General features: G+C 72.2%; 16 protein-coding genes and 2 tRNA genes. 2 read left to right on the plus strand and 16 right to left on the minus strand.

Translation table 11 applies throughout. The annotated features are described in order from the left end of the window. Window positions 1-3 precede the first annotated feature (3 nt). The 3 genes from ACIOHG_RS12175 to ACIOHG_RS12185 form a co-directional block, all read right to left on the minus strand. Complete coding sequence (locus tag ACIOHG_RS12175) at window positions 4-666, minus strand: aminodeoxychorismate/anthranilate synthase component II (protein WP_400948720.1); 663 nt, start codon at window positions 664-666, stop codon at window positions 4-6. Between the two features lie 56 nt (window positions 667-722). Continuing rightward, complete coding sequence (locus ACIOHG_RS12180; RefSeq protein WP_400948723.1) at window positions 723-893, minus strand: hypothetical protein; 171 nt, start codon at window positions 891-893, stop codon at window positions 723-725. Window positions 894-984: 91 nt separating this feature from the next. Next, window positions 985-1,755 carry a DUF881 domain-containing protein gene (locus tag ACIOHG_RS12185; protein ID WP_400948724.1) on the minus strand — a complete coding sequence of 257 codons (771 nt, stop codon included), beginning with the start codon at window positions 1,753-1,755 and terminating at the stop codon, window positions 985-987. A 152-nt stretch (window positions 1,756-1,907) separates the two neighbouring features. Here ACIOHG_RS12185 and crgA point away from each other — a divergent pair, with 152 nt between their 5' ends. Continuing rightward, entirely contained in the window at window positions 1,908-2,159 is a 252-nt protein-coding gene (gene crgA, locus ACIOHG_RS12190; protein ID WP_400706592.1) for a cell division protein CrgA, read from the plus strand. A gap of 308 nt (window positions 2,160-2,467) precedes the next feature. Here the strand turns inward: crgA and ACIOHG_RS12195 are convergent, their stop codons facing one another. Both ACIOHG_RS12195 and ACIOHG_RS12200 read right to left on the minus strand, forming a co-directional pair. Further along, the gene (locus ACIOHG_RS12195) at window positions 2,468-3,295 is read right to left on the minus strand and encodes a rhomboid family intramembrane serine protease (protein ID WP_400948726.1); all 828 of its coding nucleotides are present in this window, start codon (window positions 3,293-3,295) and stop codon (window positions 2,468-2,470) included. A gap of 238 nt (window positions 3,296-3,533) precedes the next feature. Then, window positions 3,534-4,061 carry a peptidylprolyl isomerase gene (locus tag ACIOHG_RS12200; RefSeq protein WP_400948728.1) on the minus strand — a complete coding sequence of 176 codons (528 nt, stop codon included), beginning with the start codon at window positions 4,059-4,061 and terminating at the stop codon, window positions 3,534-3,536. Window positions 4,062-4,230: 169 nt separating this feature from the next. On the opposite strand from ACIOHG_RS12200, the gene ACIOHG_RS12205 reads away from it, so the two are divergent. Continuing rightward, a complete protein-coding gene (locus ACIOHG_RS12205) occupies window positions 4,231-5,064 on the plus strand; it encodes a DUF5324 family protein (protein ID WP_400948731.1) in 834 nt (277 codons plus the stop codon). A gap of 82 nt (window positions 5,065-5,146) precedes the next feature. Here the strand turns inward: ACIOHG_RS12205 and ACIOHG_RS12210 are convergent. The 11 genes from ACIOHG_RS12210 to gnd all read right to left on the minus strand — a co-directional run bounded on the left by ACIOHG_RS12210 (window position 5,147) and on the right by gnd (window position 16,895). Next, a tRNA-Ala gene (locus ACIOHG_RS12210) sits at window positions 5,147-5,219 on the minus strand. Window positions 5,220-5,328: 109 nt separating this feature from the next. Then, window positions 5,329-5,457: a DLW-39 family protein gene (locus ACIOHG_RS12215; RefSeq protein WP_014137031.1), complete on the minus strand. Its 129-nt coding sequence runs from the start codon at window positions 5,455-5,457 to the stop codon at window positions 5,329-5,331. 277 nt (window positions 5,458-5,734) lie between these two features. Beyond that, a complete protein-coding gene (locus ACIOHG_RS12220; protein WP_400948733.1) occupies window positions 5,735-6,499 on the minus strand; it encodes a hypothetical protein in 765 nt (254 codons plus the stop codon). Between the two features lie 284 nt (window positions 6,500-6,783). After that, window positions 6,784-6,857: transfer RNA gene (locus ACIOHG_RS12225), tRNA-Ile, on the minus strand. 16 nt (window positions 6,858-6,873) lie between these two features. After that, window positions 6,874-8,250: a class I SAM-dependent methyltransferase gene (locus ACIOHG_RS12230; RefSeq protein ID WP_400948735.1), complete on the minus strand. Its 1,377-nt coding sequence runs from the start codon at window positions 8,248-8,250 to the stop codon at window positions 6,874-6,876. Between the two features lie 234 nt (window positions 8,251-8,484). After that, complete coding sequence (locus ACIOHG_RS12235; RefSeq protein WP_400948738.1) at window positions 8,485-9,204, minus strand: DUF3566 domain-containing protein; 720 nt, start codon at window positions 9,202-9,204, stop codon at window positions 8,485-8,487. Window positions 9,205-9,360: 156 nt separating this feature from the next. Continuing rightward, on the minus strand, window positions 9,361-11,964 hold the full coding sequence (gene gyrA, locus ACIOHG_RS12240) for a DNA gyrase subunit A (RefSeq protein ID WP_400948740.1): 2,604 nt from the start codon (window positions 11,962-11,964) through the stop codon (window positions 9,361-9,363). A 38-nt stretch (window positions 11,965-12,002) separates the two neighbouring features. Then, window positions 12,003-13,994 (minus strand): DNA topoisomerase (ATP-hydrolyzing) subunit B, encoded by a 1,992-nt coding sequence (gene gyrB, locus ACIOHG_RS12245; protein WP_400948742.1) that lies wholly within the window; start codon window positions 13,992-13,994, stop codon window positions 12,003-12,005. A gap of 272 nt (window positions 13,995-14,266) precedes the next feature. Further along, complete coding sequence (locus tag ACIOHG_RS12250; RefSeq protein WP_400706622.1) at window positions 14,267-14,779, minus strand: DUF721 domain-containing protein; 513 nt, start codon at window positions 14,777-14,779, stop codon at window positions 14,267-14,269. A gap of 67 nt (window positions 14,780-14,846) precedes the next feature. Continuing rightward, on the minus strand, window positions 14,847-15,983 hold the full coding sequence (recF, locus tag ACIOHG_RS12255; RefSeq protein ID WP_400948744.1) for a DNA replication/repair protein RecF: 1,137 nt from the start codon (window positions 15,981-15,983) through the stop codon (window positions 14,847-14,849). Between the two features lie 36 nt (window positions 15,984-16,019). Further along, window positions 16,020-16,895 carry a phosphogluconate dehydrogenase (NAD(+)-dependent, decarboxylating) gene (gene gnd / locus ACIOHG_RS12260; protein WP_400948747.1) on the minus strand — a complete coding sequence of 292 codons (876 nt, stop codon included), beginning with the start codon at window positions 16,893-16,895 and terminating at the stop codon, window positions 16,020-16,022. Window positions 16,896-17,020: the final 125 nt, after the last annotated feature.

Genomic DNA, 17,020 nt, shown 5'->3' on the forward strand with positions numbered 1-17,020 from the left:
CGGTCAGCTCCGGCCGATGACCGGTGCGAGGCCCGCCGAGCGCCCCACCGCCTCCGGGAAGCCGCACTCGGCGAGCCAGTTGGCCAACATCCGGTGGCCGCCCTCGGTGAGCACCGACTCGGGGTGGAACTGCACGCCCTCGACCGGGAGTTCACGGTGCCTCAGCCCCATGATGACGCCGCTGTCGGTGCGCGAGGTGACCAACAGCTCGGCGGGCACCGTCTCCGGCGCCACCGCCAGCGAGTGGTAGCGGGTCGCGGTCAGCGGCGAGGGCAGCCCCTCGAACACCCCGCCGTCCTCGTGCAGCACCGGCGAGGTCTTGCCGTGCAGCAGCTCGGGGGCCCGGCCGACCACCGCCCCGTAGGCCACCGCGATCGACTGCAGGCCCAGGCAGACCCCGAACACCGGCAGGCCGATCCGCGCGCAGTGGTGCACCATCTCCACGCACACCCCGGCCTCCTCGGGCGTGCCGGGCCCGGGGGAGAGCAGCACCCCGTCGTAGCCCTGCTCGCCGTCCCGGAGCCGGGCGTCGGCCACCGCCAGCTCGTCGTTGCGGACCACCTCGCAGACCGCGCCCAACTGGTACAGGTACTGGACGAGGTTGAAGACGAAGCTGTCGTAGTTGTCGACCACGAGGATGCGGGGCGGGCGGCCGGCGGGGGTCATCGCTACTCCTGGGATGCGGGTGCTTCGGGGGCGGGGCACGGACGGGACGGACCGGTTCAGCCGCCCGCGCCCTGATCCACCGTCACGTTCCCGAAGGGGAGCAGCGGCTCGGCCCACGGGAAGACGTACTGGAACAGGACGTAGACCACCCCGAGGACGAGCAGCAGCGCGACCAGCGCACGCACCGGCGCGGGGCCCGGGAGATGCCGCCAGATCCAGCCGTACATGGTGCTCCTCGGTGTTTCGGGTCTGCCCAAGCGTAGACGCCCCGACGCCCGGCCCAGGAGGGGATCCGGGCAACGGGACGCCCCCGGCGCGCTACTGGGCGGCGGCCGCCCGCAGATCGGCCGATCCGGCGTACCCCGGCAGGTTCAGCTCGCCGTTCTCCTGGACCTTCCAGCCCAGCCCGTAGGCGGCCACGTAGCCCAGGTAGTTGCGGATGGTCGGGTCGCCGTCGACCGCGGCGCGCAGCGCCTCGGTCCGCCCCACCGCGCGGATCACGTAGGGCGGCGAGTAGACCCGGCCCTGCAGCAGCAGGGTGTTGCCGACGCAGCGCACCGCGCTGGTGGAGATCAGCCGCTGGTCCATCACCTGGACGCCCTCGGCGCCGCCCCGCCAGAGGGCGTTCACCACGGCCTGGATGTCCTGCTGGTGGATCACCAGGTCGTTCACCCCGGGCGCGGGCACCCCGGGGATGCGCGCGGTGGCGTTCGGCGGGGCGTCGTCCAGCGTGATCGTCATTCCGGGCCCGCGCAGCGGCTCCAGCCCCGCGGCCGACCGCAGCGCGGCCAGCCGGGCGGCGTCGTCCGGGCTCTGCCCCTGCTGCCGGGCCAGCCGGTCGGCCCGGGCCTGGTCGTCGGCGACCCGCGCCTCCAGCTCCTGGTTCTCGGTGGAGCGCTGCCGTATCACGTCGCTCAGCTTGAGCAGCGAGTTGTCGGTGCGCAGATCGGTGCCGCGGGCGGTCTCCGCGCTCACGTAGAAGAGCAGCCCGGCGAGCGCGAAGACGGTGCAGGTCAGGGCACGTCCGACAATTCGCCCTCGGCGCGGGCGCGGAGCCGGGGCGACGGAAGAAATCGTGGAATCAGGCACCGTACCCTTATCTCCTCAAGACCCGGCGAGCCACTACGCTAACGGACGCCGGTGGCATGTGCGGAGCACCAACCGCACGGACCGGCCCCTTCGCCGCCCGCCCCACGCTGACCCACCTGCGCGGTCCCAGCGCATCGACAGGAGAGCCCCTCGTGCCGAAGTCTCGACTCCGCAAGAAGGCCGACTACACGCCGCCGAGCACCGCGACGGCCGTGAAGATCAGTTCCGGCCGGAGCTGGGTGGCCCCGCTGATGCTGGTGCTGTTCCTGATCGGCCTGGTCTGGATCGTCACCTACTACGTGACCAGCAGCGACTGGCCGGTCCACAGCTGGGGCAACTGGAACATCCTGGTCGGCTTCGGCTTCATCGCCGCGGGCTTCGGCGTCTCCACCCAGTGGAAGTGAGACCGGCGCCGCCCAGCCGGCGGCTCCCGGTCCCGCTCCTCCGCGTCACCCGCACCGCTCCGGCCACCGCGCGCCGGGGCGGTGTTCGTCATGCCCCGACCGCCCCGGCCCGCCCGCGCTCCGCGCGTCCCGAACGTTTATCCACAGGGTTGTCCACACTGGGGAAAACTCCGCCCAGCCTGTGGATAACTCGCAACGTGGCAGCATAACGCGCGTAGAGCGGGAAAATCCAATCGGCCGCCCACCCACCTCGCCCACCGGCTGTGGACAACCGCGGCCGCCGACCGGCGTCCCGCCCCCGGCCCGGCTCACCCCGGCAGGCGCGCCGTCCCGAGCAGCATCAGCACCAGCGAGAGCGCCAGCACCCCCGCCACCGTCAACCCCTGCACCAGGTTCCGGTGCGCCCGTGGGGCGTACATCAGCCCCGCCCCGGTGACGAGGCCCGCCACCAGGCCACCGACGTGCGCCCGCCAGTCGATGTTGATGACGTCGCCATGCAGCGAGAAGGTGAAGACCAGGTTCACCACCAGCAGGGCGATCACCGGCTGCATCGGCGTCCCGGTCACCTTGAACAGCACCGCGGTGGCACCCATCAGCCCGTAGATCGCCCCGGAGGCGCCCACCGAGCGCAGGTCCGCACCGACCAGCAGGTAGGCCAGCGCGTTGCCCGCGATGCCCGACACCAGGTACAGGCCGAGGTAGCGCAGCCGCCCCAGCACCCGTTCCAGCTGGGGGCCGAGCACCCAGAGCGAGAACATGTTCATCACCAGGTGCAGCAGGCCGGCGTGCACGAACATCGCCGACACCAGCCGGTACCACTCGTCCGGCCCGGCGGCGAGGCCTTCCCGCGCCCCCGAGGAGTCCGCCCTGCTCCACAGCTCCAGACGACCGGCCTGCAGGCCGTCGGCGAAGTACTCGGTGTACAGGAACACCAGCACGTTGAGGCCGATCAGCACCTTGGTGACCAGCGCCCCGTCGCCGAGCGCCAGCAGCCCGCGGGCGGTGGTCCGGGGCGGCTGCGGCGGGTACTGCTGCCGCGCGGCCTCCCCGTGCACGCACTCGGGGCACTGGAAGCCCACCGCGGCGGGCACCATGCACTCCGGGCAGACCGGCCGCCCGCAGCGGGTGCAGGACACCCCGGCCTCCCGCTCCGGGTGCCGGTGGCAGCGGGCCGGCCCGCTCCCCCGCTCCCGGCAGTCCGTCGGCGTCGGCCCCACGGGCTCCTCCGGATGCATCGCCGCAGTCCCTCCTCGAACAGCCTCGAACAGCACGGTCCCGGCGCCGCCGCCGTGCGAACACGGGGCACCACCGGGACCGCCCAGGCTACTGCGCGCCGGAGCGCGCGGGGCCGCCCGCGGGCGGCGGGGGCCGGAATCAGCCGCCCGAGACGACGACCGACTCGATCACCACGTCGTTGACCGGGCGGTCGTACGGCTTGGTAGTGGCGGTGGTGGCGATCTCGTCGACGACCTTCTGGCTGGCCGCGTCCACGACCTCGCCGAAGATGGTGTGCTTGCGGGTCAGCCAGCTGGTCGGGGCGACCGTGATGAAGAACTGCGAACCGTTGGTGCCCGGGCCCGCGTTGGCCATCGCCAGCAGGTACGGCTTGGTGAAGGCGAGGTCCGGGTGGAACTCGTCGGCGAACTTGTAGCCCGGGCCGCCGGTGCCGTTGCCCAGCGGGTCGCCGCCCTGGATCATGAAGCCCTCGATCACCCGGTGGAACACCGTGCCGTCGTACAGCGGCTTGGCGGCCACCTCGCCGGTCTCCGGGTTCTTCCACTCGCGGGTGCCCTGGGCCAGCTCCACGAAGTTGGCGACGGTCTTGGGGGCGTGGTTCGGGAAGAGCTCGACCACGATGTCGCCGCGGTTGGTCTTCAGGGTGGCGGTGAGTGCCTCGGCCACGGGAGTACCTTCCTGTCTCTTTGAGCTGACTATCCGAAGAATGATCCCACGGAGATCGCGGACGGCTCAGCCGAAGGTGCCCGGCGGCCGGGCGACAGGCATGATCTCCTACCAGGTGGAAAAGTGCATAGCGGACACCCACCGGAGACCCGCCGACAAGGAGAAGCCCGTGAGCCGTACGGACACCGCGCGCGAGACCGCCGGACGGGCGAAGGACGCCGTGGCGCCCTACGCCGCCTCCGCCAAGGACGCCGCCCTGCACTACGCCGAGGAGGCCAAGCAGGTGCTCGGCCCCCGGCTGGAGGCGCTCGGCCCGAAGGCCGCGGCCGCCGGGGCACAGGCCAGGGCCGGCGCCGGTCAGGCCGCGCAGACCGCCCGGGTGCAGTACGCCAAGCACCTCGCCCCGCACCTGGAGCACGCCTTCTTCAGCCTCCCCCCGGACACCCAGAAGGCCGCGCTGAAGGCCGTCCACCGGGCCCAGGAGGCCGCGCTCGCCGCCAAGCTCTCGGCCGGCCAGGCCGCCGGGCAGGCCCGCAGCACGGTGGTGCCCAAGGTCGCCGAGACCTTCCAGGCCGCCAAGGAGACCGTGACCCCGCTGGCCCAGGAGGCGCAGACCCGCGGCGCCGCCGCGATCACCGCCCTGCACGGCAACGTCACCGCCGCCGAGATCGGCGGGCTGGCCGCGAAGAACGCCCGGAAGCAGCACCGCAGCGGCTGGACCACCGGCCTCGCGGTGACCGGCGCACTGGCAATCGGCGCCGGCGTGCTGGCCTGGCAGTGGTACCGCAAGCAGAACAACCCCGACTGGCTGACCGAGCCCCCGATGCCCGCCACCACCCCGGCCCCGACCCCGCCGCCGGCCGCCGCCCCGGCCCCGGCGGTCCCCGACGCCCCCGTCGGCGGCGCCGCGCTCAACGGATCGACGCCCCACGAGGACCAGGACGACGCCGCCCACCCGGCCGACGACCGGCCCAAGCCGCACGACCCGCGCAAGCCGCACTGAACCCGGCCGAACCCCTCGGGACGGCCCGGCGGCAGACGACGACACCCCCGATCGCGGAACGCGATCGGGGGTGTCGTGTTTGTGGAGCCTAGGGGAGTCGAACCCCTGACATCTGCCATGCAAAGACAGCGCTCTACCAACTGAGCTAAGGCCCCGAGCAACGGGGACCAGCCTACCCGCTCACGGGCGACGCCCCGCGCGGGTTTCGGACCGGCCGCGGCCCGTGCTCCGCCGGCCGGCCCGAGAGGGCTTTCGTCCGACGGCTCAGCGGCCGGCGGGGACCGGGTCGGTGGCCTCGGTCCACAGGTCCTGCTCGGCGCGGTCCGCCTGGACCTGACGGTAGACAAAGAAGCCGCCGAGGGCGACCAGGGCGACCAGGAGGAGCTTCTTCACCGCGGGACCTCGTCCTTCTTGCTTGCTTGGATGGGGAGCACGAACCAGCGGTCAGGCTGCAGACCGCCCTGGGGCCGATGATACACACCGGTAACCGGTTCAAGAGCGGCCCCCGCCACCGCCAACCGGCCGATCCGCCACCGTCTTTGACGCTCCCCCACCAGTAGGATCGTCCGACCCCGGGCCGACCGGGCGCCTCACCGCGACCCCGCCCACCAGGTCCACCGTCGACAACGCCCCCGGGCCGGCCCGCCCGACCCGGGGGCGCCGCTACCGGCTAGCCGCGACGGCGCCGGCGCCCGCGCAGCTGCGCGACGTCCCGCCGGATCGCCCGGACGTCCTCGGCCAGGTCGTCGATCCGCGACTCCTGCCGGGAGACCCGCTCACCGATCGCCGCGATCAGCGCTCCCTGGACGTCCAGCCGCCGCTCGATCGACCCCACCGGGGCCACCGGGTCGGCCCGCCCCGCCGGGTACTCGTCCCACCGCAGCTCGCTCCACCGCCGCCACGGCCGGACCTGGAACTCCTGCACCACCGGCGGCTCCGCCACCGGCCGCGCCGCCGCCTCCACGACGTCCAGCAGTCGGCCGCGCACCCGCCGCGCGACCTCGCTGGCCCGCAGCAGCATCGCCACGTTCAGCACGGCCCGCCGGGAGTACAGCGCGATGCCGTTGCCGCCGCCCTGCGGGCGGCCGATCCGGTTATCCACAGGGGACACGAACGAATCGGTGCCCAGCGACGCCCGAAATCCCCCGTCCAGGTCGCTGACCTGCGAGAGTGACACGTTGTCACTCTGGCCTGCGGGGTTTTTCACGGGCTTGAAAACGGTGAATCCGTTGCTCTCCAGCTCCAGGCGGTGGCGGCGGGCCATCTTCCGGAGGGTCTGCTCGCCGACCTCGAAGTAGTCGGCGACCATCCGCGTGGTGGCGTGCAGCCCGTCGGGCAGCAGGACGAGCGCCTTGACCTGGTCGAGGACCTCGGTGCGCTCGCACAGGCCGCTGCGGAGCGTCCTGGATTCGAGCAGCGCGGCTTCCATGGACATGGGTGTGCCTCACAGGGTGAAAGAAGACATGACGTGGGAACCGCCCTGTCGCCCGGGGCGGGCGGGGCCGGATCATCCGCCGGCCGGAGCAGAGGTCGCGCTACGTCCCACGTCACCCAATGACCGGGACTGTCGCCCGGCTATCCCCGATTTCACGTCAGTTTCGAGTCGGCTCACCCTGTGTTGCCTCTGCGCACCCGGTCCAACGACCGCCACCGGCACGGGGTTACGGGCCAAACACGTCGAAGGCCCCGATCACCAGGTGATCGGGGCCTTCGCGCCGGTGGGCCTAACAGGACTTGAACCTGTGGCCTCTTCCTTATCAGGGAAGCGCTCTAACCGTCTGAGCTATAGGCCCTTGCCGCACTGAAAGATTAGCGGACCGACGGCCGATCTCCCAAATCCGTATCCCGGGCCCCCTCCGGACGGCCCTGCTCAGCGGCCCCGGCGAGCCACTCGGCCCGGGTCGCGGGGAGGCCGGAGGCTCCGGCGGGGGTGGGGCGGACGGCCAGGACCTGGTTGACGCCGATGTGGTTCTGCTCGAAGGCGACGGCGGAGGCGGCCATGTAGAGGCGCCAGACCCGGGCCCGGCCGCGGCCCGCCAGCGCGACGGCCTCCGGCCAGTGCGCCTCCAGGTTGGCGACCCACTCGCGCAGGGTGCGGCCGTAGTGCTCGCGCAGCGCCTCGACGTCGCGGACCTCGAAGCCGGCCTCCTCCAGCCGGGCGACGGTGCTGCCGACCGGGGAGAGTTCGCCGTCGGGGAAGACGTAGCGGTCGATGAAGGGGGAGAGCCGGTAGGTCTCGCCGGGCGGGAGCGGGCGGCGGGCGATCTGGTGGTTCAGCAGGCGGCCGCCGGGAGCCAGCAGCCCGTACAGCCGGCGGGCGTAGACCAGGTACTGGGCGGAGCCGACGTGCTCGGCCATGCCGATGCTGGAGACGGCGTCGAACGGGCCGTCGGGGATCTCCCGGTAGTCCTGGAGCCGGATCTCCACCCGGTCGGCCAGACCGGCCGCGGCGACCCGCTCGCGGGCCAGCGCGACCTGCTCGGCGGAGATGGAGACGCCGACCGCCCGGACGCCGTAGTGGCGGGCCGCGTGCAGGACCAGCGAGCCCCAGCCGCAGCCGACGTCCAGCAGGCGCGTGCCGGGGCGGAGGCCGAGCTTGCGGCAGACCAGGTCGAGCTTGGCGGTCTGGGCGTCCTCCAGGCTCCTGCCGCCGGGCTCCCAGTAGGCGCAGGAGTAGACCAGGGTGGGACCGAGGACGAGCCGGTAGAAGTCGTTGCCGACGTCGTAGTGGTGGCTGATCGCGGCGCGGTCCCGGCGGCGGCTGTGGCTGGCGCCGCGGCGGTGGCGGACCTCCTCCGGCGGGGGCGTGGGCCGCGGGCCGATCGCGCCCTGGCGCAGCCCGGCGGCGAGCAGGCGGCGGCCGGGGGCGCCGAGGTACTGGCGGGGGCCGATCCGGCTGCCGCGGTGCTCCGGGTCCTCGGCGAAGGCGGTGACGGCGCCCAGCAGTTCGTACAGGTCGGTGTCGGCGGCGGGTTCGAGGTCGCCGGCCACGTAGGCCCGGGCGAGGCCGAGCTCGCCGGGGGACCAGAACAGGTGGCGCAGCGCGCGGCGGTTGCGCAGCACCACGGTGGGGGCGCCGGGCGGGCCGGCCGGGGCGCCGTCCCGGAGGCGGACCCGGACCGGGAGCCGGCGGCCGATCAGGCCCTCCAGCGCGTCGACGAGTTGCTGTGCGTCCTGTGCTGCCATCGCGGACCTCCGGCCGACCGTTCCGCCGGGGCCGCCGGTGGCCGCCCTGCTGCGGCCGGACGGGCCCCGTGCCCGTTTCCCGCCCTCCATTTGTCCACGGCGGGCGGTGCGCCTCCTCCCGGCGCGCCGCCCGGTCACCCGATTGCCCGGGGACGGCAACGGGCCCCGCAGGCTTCAACAGCCTCCGGGGCCCGGGGAATTCCGCTCCGCTGACGTTCCGTCAGGGGTGGCCGGTCAGTCCTCCTCGGCGAGGGTCAGCTCGATGCCGCCGGTGAAGCCGGCCGCCGAGTTGTAGATGAACGCGGCCAGCGTGCACAGGGCGGTCATCAGGACCACGTCGACCACCGCGATCAGGGTGGTGAACAGCATGACCTTGCCGAACCCGATGTAGTCCATCAGGTTGAAGGCGCCGGAGCTGTCGGTGCCGGTGATGTCCTTGAAGGTGCTGGTCAGCGAGTCGAAGACGCCGAGGCCGTCCAGGGTCATCCAGAGCACGGCGGCGGCCACGATCACGATCACGCCGATGGCCAGCGAGAGCAGGAAGCTGACCTTCATCACCGACCACGGGTCGGCCTTGACCACCCGCAGCCGGGCCTTGCGGGTCCGGCCGGTGCCCGCGGCCGGAGTACCGCCGCCGGGGCGGCGGGCCGGGCCCTGCCCCTGGCCGGGGCTGCCGGCACCGGTGGTGCGGGTGCCGCGCGGCGGGGTGGGCTGGCCCTTGGTGTAGGTGGTCGGGGTGGAGAAGCCGCCGCCGGCCGTGGGCGGGGCGCTCGGCGGCGGGGGCGGGGTCTGGCCGCCGTAGCCCTGTTGGCCGCCGGCCTGGCCGACCGGGGGCATCACCGAGGTGGACGAGGCCGGGTGCTCGGCCGGGCGCTGCGGTGTGCCGTACGGCACACCGCCCTGGCCGCCCGACACGCCGCCCGTGGCACCTCCAGCACCCGTGGCTCCGCTCACCGTGGTCCTCCCGAACCGTTCGCCAGGTCGGCCGCACCGCCCTGGACCGTGTTGTGCTCCTGCTCCGCCTGCCCCGGTGGCCTGCGGTCACCCGGGCCGCCCGCTCCGCCCCGCGGTGGGCGGGGCGGAGCGGGCGGCCCGGTCGGCGTCCTGGGATCAGCCCTGGTCGGGCGTGCCGTCCGCCGCCTGCTCGGTAGTGGTCGCGGACTCCGCCGCCTCGGCGTCGTCCGTGCCCTCCTCCTCGTCGGCCTCCGCGTTGCGGGCCATGCCCACCACCGCGTCGCGCTTTCCGAGGTTGATCAGTTGGACGCCCATCGTGTCACGTCCGGTTTCACGGACTTCCGAAACCCTGGTCCGGATCACGCCGCCGGAGAGCGTGATGGCCATGATCTCGTCGGTCTCCTCGACCACCAGGGCGCCGACCAGCGAGCCCCGGCCCTCGACGATCTTCGCCGCCTTGATGCCGAAGCCGCCGCGTCCCTGGACACGGTACTCGTCGACCGAGGTGCGCTTGGCGTAGCCGCCGTCGGTGGCCGTGAACACGAAGGTGCTCGGCCGGACGACGTTCATCGAGAGCAGTTCGTCGTCCTCGCGGAAGGCCATGCCCTTGACGCCGGAGGTGGCCCGGCTCATCGGGCGGAGCGCCTCGTCGGTGGCCTTGAACCGGATCGACTGGGCCTTCCGGGAGATCAGCAGCAGGTCGTCCTCGGCGGAGACCAGCTCGGCGCCGATCAGCTCGTCGTCCCGGCCCTCCTCGTCCTGGCGCAGGTTGATCGCGATCAGGCCGCCGGAGCGCGGGGAGTCGTAGTCCTTGAGCGGGGTCTTCTTGACCAGGCCGCCGCGGGTGGCGAGGACCAGGTACGGCTTGTCCTCGTAGGTGCGGACGGCCATCACCTGGGTGATGTGCTCCTCCGGCTGGAAGGCGAGCAGGTTGGCGACGTGCTGGCCGCGGGCGTCGCGCCCGGCGTCCGGCAGCTCGTAGCCCTTGGCCCGGTAGACCCGGCCCTTGTTGGTGAAGAACAGGATCCAGTTGTGGGTGGTGGTCACGAAGAAGTGGTCGACGATGTCGTCCTGCTTCAGCTGCGCGCCGCGCACGCCCTTGCCGCCGCGCTTCTGCGAGCGGTAGAGGTCGGAGCGGGTGCGCTTGACGTAGCCGCCGCGGGTGATGGTGACCACGATGTCCTCCTCGGCGATGAGGTCCTCGATCGAGAGGTCGCCGTCGGAGGGGATCAGGGTGGAGCGCCGCTCGTCGCCGTACTTCTCGACGATCGCGGTGAGCTCCTCGGAGACGATCTCGCGCTGCCGGGAGGGCGAGGCGAGGATCGCGTTGTACTCGTTGATCTTGGCCTGGAGCTCGTCGTGCTCGCTGAGGATGCGGGCGCTCTCCAGGGCGGCGAGGCGGCGCAGCTGCATCTCGAGGATCGCGTTGGCCTGCAGCTCGTCGATGGCGAGCAGCTGCATCAGGCCGGTGCGGGCGGCGTCGGCGCTCTCCGAGGCGCGGATCAGCGCGATCACCGCGTCGATCTGGTCGAGCGCCTTGAGCAGGGCGCGCAGGATGTGCGCGCGCTCCTCGGCCTTGCGCAGCCGGAAGGTGGTCCGGCGGACGATGACCTCGATCTGGTGGGCGACCCAGTGCCGGATGAAGGCGTCCAGCGAGAGGGTGCGCGGCACGCCGTCGACCAGGGCGAGCATGTTGGCGCCGAAGTTGGTCTGCAGGTCGGTGTGCTTGTACAGGTTGTTGAGCACGACCTTGGCGACCGCGTCCCGCTTGAGCACGATGACCAGGCGCTGGCCGGTGCGCGAGGAGGACTCGTCGCGGACGTCGGCGATGCCGGCGATCCGGCCGTCCTTGACCAGGTCGGCGATCTTGAGGGCCAGGTTGTCCGGGTTGACCTGGTACGGCAGCTCGGTGATCACCAGGCACTGGCGGCCCTGGATCTCCTCGACCTCGACCACCGCGCGCATGGTGATCGAGCCGCGCCCGGTGCGGTAGGCGTCCTCGATGCCTCGGCGGCCGACGATCAGCGCGCCGGTCGGGAAGTCGGGGGCCTTGATCCGCTCGATCAGGGCTTCCAGCAGCTCCTCGTTGGACGCCTCGGGGTGCTCCAGCGCCCAGAGCGCGCCGGAGGCGACCTCGCGCAGGTTGTGCGGCGGGATGTTGGTGGCCATGCCGACCGCGATGCCGGTGGCGCCGTTGATCAGCAGGTTGGGGATGCGCGCGGGCAGGACGGTCGGCTCCTGCTGCCGGCCGTCGTAGTTGGCGGCGAAGTCGACGGTCTCCTCGTCGATGTCGCGCATCATCTCCATCGCCAGCGGCATCATCTTGCACTCGGTGTAGCGCATCGCCGCGGCCGGGTCGTTGCCCGGGGAGCCGAAGTTGCCGTTGCCGTCGACCAGCGGCATCCGCATCGACCAGGTCTGGGCGAGTCGGACCAGGGTGTCGTAGATGGAGGTGTCGCCGTGCGGGTGGTAGTTGCCCATCACGTCGCCGACCACGCGGGCGCACTTGTAGTAGCCCTTCTCGGGCCGGTAGCCGCCGTCGTACATCGCGTAGAGCACGCGCCGGTGCACCGGCTTGAGGCCGTCGCGGACCTCGGGCAGCGCGCGCGACACGATGACGCTCATCGCGTAGTCGAGGTAGGAGCGCTGCATCTCGGTCTCGAGCTCGATCAGCTCGACCCGGCCGGCACTCTGGTCGGTGGTGGTGATGGTGCTGTCCTCGGGCTGCTCGCCGCCGTCCGGACGGTTGTCGTCGACCACTGGTGGTCAGTTTCCTTTCAACGATCCTTGACGGGACGTCAGACGTCCAGGAAGCGGACGTCCTTCGCGTTGCGCTGGATGAAGGAGCGGCGGGCCTCGACGTCCTCGCCCATCAGGACGGAGAACAGGTCGTCGGCGCGGGCGGCGTCCTCCAGGGTGACCTGGAGCAGCAGGCGGTGCGCGGCGTCCATGGTGGTGACGCGCAGCTCCTCGGCGTTCATCTCGCCGAGGCCCTTGAAGCGCTGGATCGCGTCGTCCTTGGGCAGCCGGCGGCCGCTCTCCACCCCGGCGGCGATCAGCGCGTCGCGCTCGCGGTCGGAGTAGGCGTACTCGAACTCGTCCCGGCCCCACTTGATCTTGTACAGCGGGGGCATCGCCAGGTAGACGTACCCGGCCTCGACCAGCGGCCGCATGAAGCGGAACAGCAGGGTCAGCAGCAGGGTGCGGATGTGCTGTCCGTCGACGTCGGCGTCGGCCATCAGGACGATCTTGTGATAGCGCAGCTTCTCGGCGTCGTAGTCCTCCTGGATGCCGCAGCCGAAGGCCGAGATCAGCGCCTGGACCTCGGTGTTCTGCAGCACCTTGTCGATCCGGGCCTTCTCGACGTTCAGGATCTTGCCGCGGATCGGGAGGATCGCCTGGGTGCGCGGGTCGCGGCCCTGCTTGGCGGAGCCGCCGGCCGAGTCGCCCTCGACGATGAAGATCTCGCACTCGGCCGGGTCCTTGGACTGGCAGTCCGAGAGCTTGCCGGGCAGCGAGGCGGACTCCAGCAGGCCCTTGCGCCGGGTCAGGTCGCGGGCCTTGCGGGCGGCGACCCGGGCGCTGGCGGCCTGGATGGACTTGCGGATGATGTCCGCGGCCTCGGTGGGGTTGCGGTCCAGCCAGTCGGCCAGGTGCTCGTTGACCACCTTCTGGACGAAGGTCTTGGCCTCGGTGTTGCCGAGCTTGTCCTTGGTCTGGCCCTCGAACTGCGGCTCGCCGAGCTTGACCGAGATGATCGCGGTCAGGCCCTCGCGGATGTCCTCGCCGGAGAGGTTGTCGTCCTTCTCACGGAGCAGCTTCTTGTCGCGCGCGTAACGGTTCATCAGACCGGTCAGCGCGGAGCGGAAGCCCTCCTCGTGGGTACCGCCGCCATGGGTGTGGATGGTGTTGGCGAAGGAGTACACGCCCTCGGTGTAGGACGAGTTCCACTGCATGGCGATCTCGGCGGAGATCCGCTTCTCCTTGTCCTCCGCCTCGAAGTCGATCACCGAGGGGTGGACGACCTCGCCCTTGCGGGAGTTGAGGTGGGCCACGAAGTCGGCGATGCCGCCGTCGTACCGGTAGGTGACGGAGAGCGGCTTGCCCTCGTCGTCCACGTGCTCGGGGCGCTCGTCGGTCAGCGAGATGGTCAGGCCCTTGTTGAGGAAGGCCATCTCCTGGAAGCGGCGGGAGAGCGTCTCGAAGGAGTAGACGGTGGTCTCGAAGATGTCCGGGTCGGCCCAGAAGGTGACCGTGGTGCCGGTCTCGGCGGTCTCCTCGTGCCGGGCCAGCGGGGCGGTCGGGGCGCCGGACTTGTACTCCTGCGTCCAGCGGGCGCCGTCGGTGCGGATGTCCACCGCGAGGCGGGTGGAGAGCGCGTTCACCACCGAGATGCCGACGCCGTGCAGACCGCCGGAGACCGCGTAGCCGGCGCCGCCGAACTTGCCGCCCGCGTGCAGCACCGTCAGCACGACCTCGACGGCGGGCTTGTCCTGGCCGGGCATGATGCCGACCGGGATGCCTCGTCCGTTGTCCACCACCCGCACGCCGCCGTCGGCCAGGATCGTCACGTCGATGGTGTCGGCGTGGCCCGCCAACGCCTCGTCGACCGAGTTGTCGACGATCTCGTACACGAGGTGGTGCAGGCCGCGCTCACCGGTCGAACCGATGTACATGCCCGGGCGCTTGCGGACGGCGTCGAGCCCCTCCAGCACCTGGATCGCGCTGGCGTCGTAGGCCTTGTTGTCGGACGGGTCTGGGGTCTGGCTGGGGTTGCCGGAATCGGCCACGAAGCGCCCTCTCTGGCACAGCGCGGGTCGCGCCCCTCCCCGGTGTACGGGCAGGTGTGCGACCACAGCGTTTCGTCTCGGTTGCTGCACACAACGGTGATTGCGCTTCAGTCTACCGGTACGACCGACAGTGAGGGGCGTTTGGCAGCCTCTGAGGGCAGATGTGCCGCCCTGAATCCCCTCTGGACGTGTCCCGATACTCGCCAGGGGGTCTCAGAGCGCCTGGCAGGGCCGCCAGCGATTCCGGAGCGGACCGCTCCGCCCCGGTCGGGTCAGCCCCAGGTGTCGCCCGGACCCTTGCTGCCCGGCGCGCGCAGCCGCCCGTACCCGCGGACCGGCGCGTCCGGGCCCAGCACCTTGATCACCCGGACCGTGCCGTGGCCCAGCTCGTGGTTCAGGCGTGCCACCAACTGACGTGCCAGCAAACGGAGTTGAGTGGCCCACGCGGTGGAGTCGCACTGCACGGTCAGCACCGCCTCGGCCTCCGCGTACGACTTGGGCACGCAGTGCGCGGCGATGTCCGGACCGACGATCTGCGACCAGCGGCCCATCACCCCGCCCACCGCGGCGGGCGCCTCCCAGCCGCGCTCGGTGATCAGCCGGTTCAGCGCCGCCCCCAGCGGCACCGGGTCGCGGCCGTCCGCGCGGGCGCCGCTGCGCAGCCCGGTCCGCTTCGCCTCCCGGCGCTCGCGCACCTGCTCGCCGCGCAGCCGGGCCTGCTCCTTGGCCGCGCGCAGCGCCACCCGGGCCAGGTCCACCCCGGAAAGCTCCGGACCCTCGGTCATCGCGCTCCATCCCCAGGCTGTGGACAACTCCGCCGACGAGCCGCCCAGGGTACGTGGTTCCCGGGACTCACGGGGTGAGACGGACCACAGTGCCGTCCGAGACCCCGTACCGGGCGCCGCTCAGCGCCTTCGGCACGTCCTCGGCGACGGCGGCGGTGACCAGCACCTGCTCGCCGCCCGCCACCAGCTCGGCCAACCGGTCCCGGCGGCGGGCGTCCAGCTCGGCGAACACGTCGTCCAGGATCAGCACCGGCTCCCCGCCCTCCGCGCGCAGCAGCTCGTACGAGGCCAGCCGGAGCGCCAGCGCGTAGGACCAGGACTCGCCGTGGCTGGCGTAGCCCTTGGCGGGCAGTGGGCCGAGCCGCAGCAGCAGCTCGTCCCGGTGCGGGCCGACCAGGGTCAGGCCGCGCTCGACCTCCTGCTTGCGCGTCGCCCGCAGGGCGTCCAGCAGCTGCTGCTCGGCCTGCTCGCGGCTGCCGGGCAGCTCGCCCTCGAAGGAGGAGCGGTACTCCAGCACGGTCTCCCCCGCGCCCGGGGCCAGCTGGCGGTACGCCTCGCCGACCAGCGGCTGCAGGGCGGCCACCAGCTGGATCCGAAAAGCCGTCAACTCGGCGCCGGTGCGGGCGAGATGGCCGTCCCAGACCTCCAGGGTGGACAGGTCGGCGGCCTTCCCGCCGCCGGCCCGGCGGGCCGTCGCCACCGTCTTCAGCAGGGCGTTGCGCTGCTTGAGCACCCGCTCGTAGTCGGACCGCACCCCGGCCAGCCGGGGGGCCCGGGCGGTCAGCAGCTCGTCCAGGAAGCGCCGCCGCTCCCCCGGGTCGCCCTTGACCAGCGCGAGGTCCTCCGGGGCGAACAGCACGGTGCGCAGCACGCCCAGCACGTCGCGCGGGCGGATGTTGTCGGAGCGGTTCAGCCGGGCCCGGTTGGCCTTGCCCGGGGTCAGCTCCAGCTCCACCAGGGTGCTCCGGCCGCCCTGGGCGACCACGCCGGCCCGGATCACCGCCCGCTCGGCGCCGAGCCGGACCAGCGGGGCGTCGGTGGCCACCCGGTGGCTGCCCAGGGTGGCGACGTAGCCGATCGCCTCGACCAGGTTGGTCTTGCCCTGCCCGTTCGGGCCGACGAACGCGGTGACGCCCGGGTCGAGCGGGACCTCGACCCGGGCGTAGGAACGGAAGTCGGCGAGCGACAGGTGCGCGACGTGCATGACGGTGGACTGCGCTCGCCTTCTGGCCGTGGGGACTTACTTGGACTCGACCGCGTGGCCGCCGAACTGGTTGCGCAGGGCGGCGATCATCTTCATCTGCGGGGAGTCCTCCTGGCGGGAGGCGAACCGGGCGAACAGCGAGGCGGTGATCGCCGGCAGCGGCACCGCGTGGTCGATCGCGGCCTCGACCGTCCAGCGGCCCTCGCCGGAGTCCGCGGCCCAGCCCTTGAGCTTGGCCAGGTGCTCGTCGTCGTCCAGCGCCCGGACGGCCAGGTCGAGCAGCCAGGAGCGGATCACCGTGCCCTCCTGCCAGCTGCGGAAGACCTCGCGCACGTCGGTGACCTCGGGGGCCGCCTCCAGCAGCTCCCAGCCCTCGGCGAAGGCCTGCATCATCGCGTACTCGATGCCGTTGTGGACCATCTTGGCGAAGTGGCCGGCGCCGACCTTGCCGGCGTGCACCGAGCCGAACTCGCCCGCGGGCTTGAGCGCGTCGAAGACCGGCTGCACCTTGGCGACGTTCGCCGCCTCGCCGCCGTACATCAGCGCGTAGCCGTTCTCCAGGCCCCAGACGCCGCCGGAGACGCCGCAGTCGACGAAGCCGATGCCCTTGGCGGACAGCAGCTCGGCGTGCTGGATGTCGTCGGTCCAGCGGGAGTTGCCGCCGTCCACCACCACGTCGCCGGGGGAGAGCAGCTCGGCCAGCTGCTCGACGGTCTCCTGGGTCGGGCCGCCGGCCGGGACCATCACCCACACCACGCGGGGGGCCTCCAGCTTGGCGACCAGCTGCTCGACGCTTTCGACGTCGGCGAGGTCCGGGTTGCGGTCGTAGCCGATGACGGTGTGGCCGGCGCGGCGGATGCGCTCGCGCATGTTGCCGCCCATCTTGCCGAGACCGATGAGGCCGAGCTCCATGACAAGTCCTTCACTGTGGTGTCGTGCCTGATGACGGCGCCGTTGCCGCACCCACTGAGCCTACGCCGACGGGGCGGGAGTGCCGGGCAGCCACAGGGGCGCGGAGGCAGTCGCCCCTCGCGCCC

It is taken from the genome of Kitasatospora sp. NPDC088134 (assembly GCF_044741705.1).
GTDB lineage: Bacteria > Actinomycetota > Actinomycetes > Streptomycetales > Streptomycetaceae > Kitasatospora.